10 protein-coding genes are annotated in these 10,000 nt (G+C 46.5%); 6 read left to right on the top strand and 4 right to left on the bottom strand.

What is annotated here, in order from left to right:
• The coding region (locus LDL18_RS03625; protein WP_296507023.1) for a hypothetical protein at positions 1–276 on the top strand (276 nt) is incomplete at its 5' end.
• 164 nt (positions 277–440) lie between these two features.
• On the top strand, positions 441–2,684 hold the full coding sequence (locus tag LDL18_RS03620; RefSeq protein WP_296507022.1) for a hypothetical protein: 2,244 nt from the start codon (positions 441–443) through the stop codon (positions 2,682–2,684).
• A gap of 25 nt (positions 2,685–2,709) precedes the next feature.
• Here the strand turns inward: LDL18_RS03620 and LDL18_RS03615 are convergent, their stop codons facing one another.
• Entirely contained in the window at positions 2,710–2,961 is a 252-nt protein-coding gene (locus LDL18_RS03615; RefSeq protein ID WP_011240646.1) for a hypothetical protein, read from the bottom strand.
• A 116-nt stretch (positions 2,962–3,077) separates the two neighbouring features.
• Between LDL18_RS03615 and mnmA the strand changes: the two genes are divergently transcribed.
• Positions 3,078–4,190, top strand: a complete 1,113-nt coding sequence (gene mnmA / locus LDL18_RS03610) for a tRNA 2-thiouridine(34) synthase MnmA (RefSeq protein ID WP_296507021.1) — start codon at positions 3,078–3,080, stop codon at positions 4,188–4,190.
• A gap of 81 nt (positions 4,191–4,271) precedes the next feature.
• On the opposite strand, the gene mgtE is transcribed toward mnmA, so the two are convergent.
• Positions 4,272–5,747: a magnesium transporter gene (gene mgtE, locus LDL18_RS03605; protein WP_296507020.1), complete on the bottom strand. Its 1,476-nt coding sequence runs from the start codon at positions 5,745–5,747 to the stop codon at positions 4,272–4,274.
• Positions 5,748–5,959: 212 nt separating this feature from the next.
• Between mgtE and LDL18_RS03600 the strand changes: the two genes are divergently transcribed.
• A complete protein-coding gene (locus tag LDL18_RS03600; RefSeq protein ID WP_296507019.1) occupies positions 5,960–6,427 on the top strand; it encodes a peptidylprolyl isomerase in 468 nt (155 codons plus the stop codon).
• 10 nt (positions 6,428–6,437) lie between these two features.
• Here the strand turns inward: LDL18_RS03600 and LDL18_RS03595 are convergent, their stop codons facing one another.
• The gene (locus LDL18_RS03595; protein ID WP_011240650.1) at positions 6,438–7,337 is read right to left on the bottom strand and encodes a LysR substrate-binding domain-containing protein; all 900 of its coding nucleotides are present in this window, start codon (positions 7,335–7,337) and stop codon (positions 6,438–6,440) included.
• A 527-nt stretch (positions 7,338–7,864) separates the two neighbouring features.
• Between LDL18_RS03595 and LDL18_RS03590 the strand changes: the two genes are divergently transcribed.
• A complete protein-coding gene (locus LDL18_RS03590) occupies positions 7,865–8,491 on the top strand; it encodes a methyltransferase (RefSeq protein WP_296507018.1) in 627 nt (208 codons plus the stop codon).
• 30 nt (positions 8,492–8,521) lie between these two features.
• Here the strand turns inward: LDL18_RS03590 and LDL18_RS03585 are convergent, their stop codons facing one another.
• Positions 8,522–9,205, bottom strand: coding sequence for an MBL fold metallo-hydrolase (locus LDL18_RS03585; RefSeq protein WP_296507017.1), 684 nt, complete (start codon positions 9,203–9,205; stop codon positions 8,522–8,524).
• A gap of 267 nt (positions 9,206–9,472) precedes the next feature.
• On the opposite strand from LDL18_RS03585, the gene LDL18_RS03580 reads away from it, so the two are divergent.
• Positions 9,473–10,000, top strand: a 528-nt coding sequence (locus LDL18_RS03580; RefSeq protein ID WP_296507016.1) for an efflux RND transporter permease subunit, incomplete at its 3' end; no start/stop codon positions are given.

Genomic DNA, 10,000 nt, shown 5'->3' with positions numbered 1-10,000 from the left:
TTGGTTTTTATTGACAATCAGGCATCTGACCGCTTTACCGTCATTGAAGTCAACGCCCAAGACAGGCCTGCCTTGCTCCATGATCTGGGTTGTGCCCTGTTTAATGCCCGTTTAACGATTAGTTCGGCTCACATCGCCACTTATGGAGAACGGGCTGTCGATGTCTTCTATGTCTCTGATTTATTTTCCCATAAAATCACAAATCAGAATCGGTTAAAAGCAATCGAAAAACGGTTGCTTGTTGCCGCCGATGCGGCAAGAATAAGCGAGAAGTGAAATAATTTCTTACATTAGGCTTCTTTGTTTATATATTTTGTCATATCAAAATATATGGCTGCGTAAAAATATCTGTATTTTTTTGGGAAAAACTGGGAATAAAAGTTAAAAAATAGAGTGTCTCACTCTGCGGTATAATAATATTTAAATGAGGCTGTCATAATTTGAAACACAACGCCAACGATAGTGACACCGTGAAAAACAGAAAAAAACAAACGGTAGCCAAAGGCCAAACGGCCTCTTCTTTGCGGATGGAGCGGGTCTCGAAAAGATGCCGGAAGCTATTGCTGGCCGGATTTATGATGGCACCTTTATTCCCTGCTATGGCGCAAAATACCGGACAGGCTGCTACTAAAAGTGAGGCTGTTTCTATCGAAACCCTTGAACAAGAAATCCGCCATATTGAGCAGGCGCAGGCGGCTTTGCAGCAAGATTTATTGGCAGTCAGACAGCAATTACTCGCAAAAAAACAACAGCAATCCACTATAGCTTCGGCCGGAGATCAGAAAAAACCGTCTGAAACCGCTCCGTCTAATACAACGATGCTGGCTAATAATGCCGTGATACCGCCAGCCAATAAAGTGAATGAGGCTACGGCGGATACGCATCTGGCTACGGCTGATAAAAATACCCCCGCTTTGACAGCGGTAACACCGGATTCTACGGCGACAGCCTCTACAAATGTAGGGAATAATACGGCGCTTGCTTCATCGGCGGCTCCCAATAAAAGCAACCTTGCCGATAACAATAAAAGTCTCGATCTGGTGATGGATCCTTTCCAAAATCAGAGCGACCAATATGGCATGGCTAATTTGGGTAATATACCTTCCACATCTTCTAATACCAGCACCGATCAGGCAAAGTCAGATGCCGCTTTTGCTAGTAATGTGGGGGGTGATATTGCCCAAATTAGAGAGGGCGATAACGGCGCAGTCGAGTTATTCAAACATACCGATGTGCCGACAGAAGCTATTATTGCGCGTCATGCCCGCGATATTATTTCGATGACAGCGAATAACGGCGTGGGCCCGCATCCAAGAGAAACCGCCGGTGCGCAGTTGGCGGGTGCTTTGGGTGACCATGGCGTTTTCAATCTGGGCCCGATGACCTTTATTTTGGGTGGTTTTATTGATGCCTCTGGTCTGGTTTCAAACCGTCATATAGCATCAGGCACCTTTAATTCATGGAAGTCGATGCCCTTTAAAAATAATCCTGATTATCACACGGCGAATACCGAAGCGAGCGCGCGCTATACGCGATTGTCGTTATTGATGCGGGGCACGGTATCCCAACATTCGACGATTTCAGGTTTTGTTGAAACCGATTTCGGGGCGGGGGGATCGACCACCAACCCTTATGAAAGCAGCAGTTACATCATCCGTTTGCGTCAGGCCTATTTGGCCTATGATGACAGCCGCTATAATTTCCATGTTTTGGGTGGTCAGGCATGGAGTTTGTTAACCCCAAACCGTGTTGGCATTACGCCCCGTCAGGAAAGTGTCGCGGAAACAGCGGAAGCCTCGATTTTAGCAGGGCAGACATGGGCAAGACAATGGCAAGTCCGTGTCGCCAAAGACTGGTTTAACCATCGTTTTTGGGCAGCTCTTTCTATTGAAAATCCAGCGACCATGTATGACACAACCGGTTTTACTAATAATTCTGGACGCGTTGTGATGCCGAATGGTTCGACAACAACGATCACCTCTAATGGTGTCGGTTTGACGCAGCCATCAGCTTATTCCGCCGAAGTGTCGCCTGATATTATTGGTAAATTGGCTTGGGATCCGGCTTGGGGGCATTACGAAATTGTGGGTATCATGCGTATGCCGCATGATCGGGTAACCACGGCTGAGGGTGTCGGGCATAATAATACGGTTCTGACCGGCGGTGGTGGTGGTTCTATGGTCTTGCCATTGATCCCGAAAAAGGTCGAACTGCGATTAGCTGGCTTGGTTGGAAAAGGGATTGGGCATTATGGTGCCGCTTTGTTACCGGATGCCACCTTGGATGCTGATGGAAGACCTGTTCCTTTATGGAGTATGCAGGCGACCGCCGGTATTATGGGACATGTGACCCCAAGACTTGATCTTTATGGTTATTACGGAATTCAAGAGGCTGGTCGTTCTTATTTCTCTGAAAATGGTGTGGCTTATGGTTATGGCAATCCGCTTTATAATAATAGCGGTTGTAATACCGAGCTTTCGACAGCTTGCGTTGGTAGCACAAAACGGATTAGTGAAGCGACAATCGGGGGTTGGTGGCGTTTCTTGAAAGGCCATTATGGAACGGTTCAGGCCGGTGTCCAGTTAGCCTATTCTACCCGCGAGGCATGGCGTGGCACTGGCGGTTCACCGACAACGCATATGAGCGAATTATTCTTGAGTTTGCGCTATTTGCCATTCCAGTAAAAAAATTTGGGCAAGACAAGTTTTTTCATATCTGCGATGTTTTTAGGGCATCGGGGTTAAAATGCCCGTCCAGAATTTCGAGAAAACTTGTCTGTGTTCCTTCCTCTTGGGTCAGTAATTCTATCAGCGCGGTGACAGAAGAAGGCTTGTCAGCAAAAGATTGTCTTTTTCTTTCTGCCTGCGCGGTAGGGCTATCCTTTTGCCCTGTAGTTAGCCGTTCAGATAAAATTTTGAAGATTTCGATGCTTTCTTCGGAAAAATTTACATCATTTTTCATCAAAGAGATGCCTTATCTTTCATATTCCGGTTAAAACAGATAACGCATCATACCAGCTTTTTTCTTCTTAAACAGATATGCGCCCTGTTATCAGGAGTGTTATAGGCAAAATTCTTATGTCCATTGATTTTCAAATTGATAAGCCAAAATCGGCACAGCGTATTGTTGTTGCGATGTCAGGCGGTGTCGATAGTTCGGTCGTTGCAGCTTTGGCTAAAGCAACGGGTGCCGAAACCATTGGGATTACACTCCAGCTTTATGACCATGGGGCGGCTGTCGGACGGAAGGGAAGCTGTTGCGCTGGTAAAGATATTCGTGATGCCCGTGCGGTTGCTGAAAAAATCGGTATTCCCCATTACGTTTTTGACTATGAAAATAATTTCAAAGAAAGCGTGATTGATGATTTCGTTGCCGAATATGTTGCCGGTCGCACGCCTGTGCCGTGCATCCGTTGCAATCAAGGGGTGAAATTTACTGATCTTTTAAATGTTGCCCGTGAATTGGGTGCCGATTGCTTGGCAACGGGGCATTATGTTCGTCGTTTGATCAATAATGATCGAGTGGAAATGCATCGTGCTTTAGATCCTGCGCGTGATCAAAGTTATTTTCTTTTTGCAACGACAAAAGAGCAGCTAGATTATCTGCGTTTTCCCTTGGGTGGTTTGCCCAAGCCGAAAGTGCGGGAGATGGCCGCTGAATTAGGTCTGTCTGTGGCGATGAAAGCCGATAGTCAGGATATCTGTTTTGTACCCGATGGTGATTACGCCCGCATTGTCGAAGAAAAATGTCCAGAATCAGGGCAGGGGGGTGATATCGTCGATATGCAAGGCCGTGTTTTGGGCAAACATTCGGGGTTGATCCATTTTACGGTAGGGCAACGACGCGGTTTAGAAATTGGCGGTCAGAAAGAGCCGCTTTATGTTATTCGGCTTGATCCCGCTAAAAAACAGCTTGTTGTTGGTTCTCGTCGCGCTTTGGCCGTGGCAAAAGCAAAGATCAAGGAAGTGAATTGGTTGGTCGATGGTTTTGATCGCGAAATGCAGGTTAAAATTCGGTCGGCGGCCAAGCCAGTGCCAGCCCGTTTTGATGGAAAAGAACTGGTATTTAATCAGCCGGAATATGGCGTTTCACCAGGGCAAGCGGCTGTTTTCTATGATGGTGACCAAGTTTTGGGAGGGGGTTGGATTAAGGAGACGACTCCAGCCGTCTTTGATGATTTGGCCGAATAATCTCATCTGATTATTATATCAAAAAAGCAGGCTCCTTTTATAGAAGCCTGCTTTTTTTTAATAATCTATTTCCGGCGGGCGTTAGGCACCGGTTAGGCCGCTGACCGTGGCCAATCCCAGAAATGTGAGGAAGCCCATTGCGTCGGTTGTCATCGTCACAAAAATAGAGGATGCTACCGCAGGATCGCTGCCTGCACGGTCAAAGGTGAGAGGCACCAACACGCCGGCCAACCCTCCAATGATAATATTGCTCATAATGGCTAAGGCGATAACTTCTGTCAGCAAGACATTGTGGAAAACCAGCCATGTACCAGCCCCCAAGACACAAGCCACGGTTAAACCGTTTAACAATGCAATCCGTAATTCACGCGTGACAGAGCGGACGCAGTTGGAAGCGGTAAGCTGATTGGTTGCCAAGGCGCGAACGGTAACAGCCATCGTTTGTGATCCAGCATTGCCGCCGACACCAGCGACAATCGGCATCAGAGTTGCCAATTCGACCATGCGAGCAATGGTGCCTTCAAAAAAGCCGATAATGGTTGAAGCGACTAAGGCGGTGCCAAGATTGGTAATCAGCCAGCGCACCCGACTTTTATAACTATCAAGAACCGGTTCATTGATGTCCCCATCACCAGCACCAGAGAGTTTTAGAATATCTTCATCGGCTTCGTCCCTAATAATATGGATAATATCATCAACCGTAATCATACCGACAAGACGGCCGGATTCATCAACAACGGCGGCTGATATCAACCCGTATTTTTGGAACCGTAAGGCAACCTCTTCCTGATCCATGGTAACGGGAATGAGGGTTTGTTCCGGCTGCATAATATCCTGTATCAGGGCATGACGCGGCATTCGGAGTAATTTTGATAATTTACAGGTGCCTATCGGTCGATGGGAGGGATCAACGACAAAGACTTCCCAAAAATCGGTCGTCAGATCATCATTTTGGCGCAGATAATGGATGACATCGCCAACGCTCATATTTTCATGCACCGCAACGAGATTGCGCTGCATCATCCGTCCCGCAGATTCCAGCGGAAAAGACAGTGCGCGTTCGATGGCTGCTCTGTCTTCGGAAGATAAGGCCTGTAAGGTTTCTTGCTGTTTTTGGGCATCCAGCTCGCTGACGATAACCACTGCATCATCAAGGTCGAGTTGGGCGATGATATTTGCCACTTCTTGTCCGGTTAGGGATTTAAGCAAGTCTTCCCGAACCCATTCGTTCATTTCGGAAATGACTTCACCACTCATCAAATCGGTGATGGCGGCTGCCAAAGGACGGCGAATTTCAACAGGAGCTTGGGCAAATAATTCGGCAATATCCGCAGGATGAAGCGGTGCCACCATGTCATAAACGGCCTGATTATCGCCTTCTTCTAGGAGGGAGACGATTTGCCGGACAAATTCGGAGGCAAGGCGGTTTTCTTCTTCCTGACTATTGGGAATAGACGATCCTCTTTCTTCCAAAGAATCTGGTTGATCGGGCGCAAGATCGTTTTTTTCCTGTTCGTCCATGGCCGTTTCTGCATTGTCTATTGTCGATTTTTTCATATCCGCTTCCTCCCTTCGGATATTATCCTGCCCGATTGCTGGATGCTCTGCTTTCTGTTGAAAATAAAAAGACCCTTTATTCTAACCAATGTTATTTGGATTTATGTGACAGCCCTTTATCATATTCTTTGCTCGGGGAAAAAGGCTGGCATCTCTATCACTTACCGCCTAACTAAAAGCTCTTGTTATTTTTCGATGAAGGAGGCCGGAATATGGCTGATGATCCCGAAAATCTTTTGATTATGACGGTGGATGGTGGTGACGTAACGATTCGGTTGCGTCCTGATTTAGCCCCCAAGCATGTCGAGCGCATCAAGGAGCTGACCCGCAAAGGCTTCTATGATGGTATTGTTTTCCATCGGGTTATTCCGGGCTTTATGGCGCAGGGCGGCGACCCGACGGGAACCGGCATGTCAGGTTCTGACAAACCGGATCTTCAGGCTGAATTTTCCGATGCCAAGCATGTCCGTGGTGTCTGCTCGATGGCGCGCACCTCTTATCCGCATTCCGCCAATAGCCAGTTTTTCATCTGCTTTGGTGATGCCACTTTCCTTGATCGCCAGTATAGCGTTTGGGGTGAAGTGATCGAAGGCATGGAGCATATTGACGCTTTGCCGAAGGGTGAACCGCCTGCGAATCCCGGTAAAATTATCAAAGCCCGTATTGCGGCTGATAAATAATTATCCTCTTCTAACCCGCCCTCGTTTCTTCTTTGGGCGGGTTAGTGAGCCATTCATGAAATAGCCGAACGGGGCGTCGCCCTAATGAAGCACGACGGCAAGCAAACCAATAGCTATAAGGGCTATCTATATTGCTGCTGAAAATGGGTCTTAGGCTCGTTTTATATTGCCCTTTGTAATTACAATCCAAAAGACAGGCGATTCCCATACCACCAGCGGCGGCATCCAACATCAATTGCCCAGAATCAAAAAAGTCGATGGCAGCCGGTTCCAATTTAGGAAGGCCGATAGCTTCGCGCCATGTCGTGAAATTATCCGGCATATCCCGATGTAAAAACAAAGTCGTTTTCGCTAAATCTTCGGGATGCTTGAGCGCATTTTCCCCTTCAACAAATTCGGGTGCCGCAAAAAGCATAATTTTATTAAAGCCGAGCCTGTAAGAATAAAAAGCCGGATCAATATCCCGCGCCAAAGTGATTACGGCATCAAGGCCTTCCCCAAGGCGGGAAAGCGCATAAGGGGCAGTATCGACATCAATATGAAGTTCTTTGTGATGTTGTCGCAAATGTGTGATGCGCTTTATCAGTTTTTGTGAGGCATAAAGGGGCGGAACCCCTAACCTTAGACGCAATAATTCATGTCCACCGCTGGTCGAGATTTCAACGGCCTCGGCCAGAATATCAAGCGCAGGCCCCAGACGATGATAAAGCGTTTCCCCGTCACCATTAAGGCGCATGGCTTGATGTTGTCTGATAAAAAGCCGTCTATTAACAAATCTTTCTAATTGCTGGATCCGGCGGCTTAAAGCCGGAGAAGAAAGCGAGAGGGCTTCGGCAGCGGCTTTGATTGATCCTAGACGGGCTACCTGCACAAAAGCTTCAATGGCCGTTAGGGGCGGTAACCTGCGCATGCGTGTTTTTTCCTAACTTTATTATGAAAAATGAAAGTTTTTAGGGATAAAAAAAGAGCCATTATGGGGGGCTTATGGTTTCATTTTCTGCATGTCCTACGGTATCATTGCTATTTTAGCCTATTTGTCGTTGCAAAAAATGCAATTGCAAGATATTTTTTAGCAATTGCCTTTTTTCTGGGAATCGCTCATTAAGAAAGTGCCTTTCAGGCATCCTCTCCTAATACTACGGTCGGTCGTTAAGACCGACCTTTTTTTTATTCTGACAACGGTGACAATTTATATTTCTATGCAGAGCCGTAGGGATTTTTTCATGCTGTATTGCTAGAGAAAGAGTCTTAATATTATCCTACTTTTTCTTGCCTTGGCTATTTTTGATAAAAATAATTGCCTGTAAGTTTAAAATTTACCCCTGACTTTCGACAAATAATTGCTAGCAACGCTTGCTTTACCCGCATAATTTGTGCGAACGAAAGGCCTTTGCGGGCAAGCCCTGCCCAAGATAGTCAATAAGTTTTGGAGTAGCGATGACAGGATCTTCCGCAGATGATACCTTGAAAGGGGTTCATGGCCGCCAAAAAGCCCAAAAACGGCCGAACCCTTTTGCTATATTTTTTCAAGGATTTCTGAAGCATCCGGTGATGGTGGGATCAATAATTCCGTCATCGCAGAAACTGATTCACCGGATGTTGTCTAAAACCGACTGGAGCAACACCAAATTATTTGTTGAATATGGCCCCGGTGTTGGGACGTTTTGCCCCCATGTCTTGAGCCGGATGGCACCGGATGCGACCTTGATCGCGATAGACACCAATCCTGATTTTGTTGCCTATCTTAAAAGCACGATCAAAGATCCCCGCTTTATCGCTGTGAATGGGTCTGCAGCCGATGTTCGCTCGATTATCAAAGCCCATGGTTTTGATAATGCCGATTATGTTTTGTCAGGACTGCCTTTTTCGACCTTGCCAGAGGGCGTTGGTGCAACCATTGCGCATGAAACCGGCGCGGCTTTGAGAAAAGGCGGTGCTTTTCTCGTTTATCAATTTTCACCTAAAGTGAAAAATTTTCTTGATCCCGTTTTTTCTGACATCGATCATGAGATGGAATGGATCAATATTCCCCCAGCCCAACTGTATTGGGCGTGGAAGCGATAAAATTGAGGTCGTTTTGATGCCCTGATCATATCAGGGCATAAGACCTAGCACCGAATCTGCCACAAAGGGGTTATGATCCCTTTCTGCCCCGAAAGTAGAGGGGCGGCCATGACCCGGAATAAAGACGGTTTCGCGTCCCATCGGCCATAATTTTTCGGTGATAGATTGAATTAAGGCTTGGTGATCGCCTCCCGCAAAGTCACTGCGCCCGATTGAATTACGAAACAGAACATCACCAACAATCGCCAAATGTGAAGCGGCATTGTAAAAAACGACATGCCCCGGTGTATGCCCCGGACAATGCCGCACTAAAAGTCGTTCTTTTCCAAGCGTGATTTCATCTTTGTCTTTTAACCACTGGTCGGGGGTAAAACTTTCACCTTCAAAGCCATATTGTTGGGCATTCTCAGGAATTTGGTCAATCCAGAATTGGTCATCAAGATGAGGCCCGATAATGGGACAGCCAAGAATCCGGCTGAGAGCGGCTGCCCCGCCGCAATGGTCAAAATGGCCATGAGTAATAAGAATTTTTTCAACCGTGACCTGTTTTTTCGTGATAGAATCAAGAATGAGAGGAATATCACCGCCCGGATCAACGATGGCACCCTTCATTGTTTCTAGGCAATAAAGCAAACTGCAATTTTGCCGCAGAGGTGTAACGGGAATAACCGTCGCTTCTAGGGGCATTTTGCCTGAATGGGAAATCGTTGGCATAGTGCATTATCCCTTTTATTATGCCGCTTTTGCCCTTTAAAAGGCATAAATATGCTATAGGATGGGCTAAATAGAAAATGCCAGTTATGATATTCGACTGGGCATGATCTAAAAAAATTTAACATTTAAAATTGGAAATTTAACGTTGCATATCAGACATAAATAGGCTGTAAAACAATTACAACGACGCGTTATTTTTTGCTCCTGTTTGATTTTTAGAAAAGCAAATCAAACAGACATCCGTATCAACGATCTGGAACACCGCTTATGCTCGCGCTGGTACGCATTGCTCTCCGTCGCCCTTATACTTTTATTGTTATGGCGGTGATGATTTTTATTGTGGGGATTTTATCCGCCTTTAAAACACCGACCGATATTTTTCCCGATATTAAAATTCCGATTGTGGCTGTTATTTGGCAGTTTCAGGGGATGTCCCCTGATGACATCCAAAGCCGGATCAATACGCCTTACCAGCGGGCGATGACAACGGTTGTCAATAATATCGACCATCTGGAAGCGATGTCGATTGCCAATTTTGGTATTGTGAAGATTTTCTTTCAGCCGGGGACGGATATCCGTCTGGCCAATGCCCAGATTACTGCTAGCGCCCAGACCGTTTTAAGATCTTTGCCGCGAGGGATTAACCCTCCGCTTATCCTGAATTATAGTGCGTCTACCGTTCCGATTTTACAGCTTTCTGTCCATGGGAAGGGGTTGACCGAACAGCAGTTAAACGACCTTAGTTTTAACGCAGTTCCCGCCGGTCTGATGACCGCTCCGGGGTCAGCTATCCCT

The sequence above is a fragment of the Zymomonas sp. genome (assembly GCF_020216885.1).
In the GTDB taxonomy this organism is placed as follows: Bacteria; Pseudomonadota; Alphaproteobacteria; order Sphingomonadales; family Sphingomonadaceae; genus Zymomonas.
The sequence above is the reverse complement of the archived record's forward strand: the minus strand, read 5'-3'. Positions and strand labels throughout refer to the sequence as shown.

Bases quoted from the DNA above. Each gene is read 5' to 3' on its own strand.
- LDL18_RS03585 (WP_296507017.1), bottom strand. From the start codon at position 9,205: ATGCCAACGATTTCCCATTCAGGCAAAATGCCCCTAGAAGCGACGGTT.
- LDL18_RS03615 (WP_011240646.1), bottom strand. From the start codon at position 2,961: ATGAAAAATGATGTAAATTTTTCCGAAGAAAGCATCGAAATCTTCAAA.
- LDL18_RS03600 (WP_296507019.1), top strand. From the start codon at position 5,960: ATGGCTGATGATCCCGAAAATCTTTTGATTATGACGGTGGATGGTGGT.
- LDL18_RS03590 (WP_296507018.1), top strand. From the start codon at position 7,865: ATGACAGGATCTTCCGCAGATGATACCTTGAAAGGGGTTCATGGCCGC.
- mnmA (WP_296507021.1), top strand. From the start codon at position 3,078: ATGTCCATTGATTTTCAAATTGATAAGCCAAAATCGGCACAGCGTATT.
- mgtE (WP_296507020.1), bottom strand. From the start codon at position 5,747: ATGAAAAAATCGACAATAGACAATGCAGAAACGGCCATGGACGAACAG.
- LDL18_RS03595 (WP_011240650.1), bottom strand. From the start codon at position 7,337: ATGCGCAGGTTACCGCCCCTAACGGCCATTGAAGCTTTTGTGCAGGTA.